This window comes from Campylobacter sp. 2018MI13, assembly GCF_018501135.1.
Taxonomy (GTDB): Bacteria; Campylobacterota; Campylobacteria; order Campylobacterales; family Campylobacteraceae; genus Campylobacter_E.
The window spans coordinates 1-235 of the sequence record NZ_JAHCZC010000345.1 but is presented as its reverse complement, the minus strand read 5'-3'; the positions used below and the strand labels follow the sequence as shown (position 1 = coordinate 235).

The 235-nt window shown below is 50.2% G+C and carries 1 rRNA gene; it reads right to left on the bottom strand.

Going from position 1 to position 235, the window contains the following annotated elements:
* Window positions 1-235, bottom strand: a 23S ribosomal RNA gene (locus KJQ99_RS11520); the annotation flags it as partial.

The window sequence follows — 235 nt, the reverse complement described above, 5'->3', positions numbered from 1 at the left end:
CCATTCATGCAGGTCGGTATTTAACCGACAAGGAATTTCGCTACCTTAGGACCGTTATAGTTACGGCCGCCGTTTACTCGGGCTTCGATCAAGAGCTTCGCATTGCTGCTGACCCCATCAATTAACCGTCGAGCACCGGGCAGGCGTCACACCCTATACATCCACTTACGTGTTAGCAGAGTGCTGTGTTTTTGGTAAACAGTCGGGAGGGACTCTTTGTTGTAAGTTTCCTTGC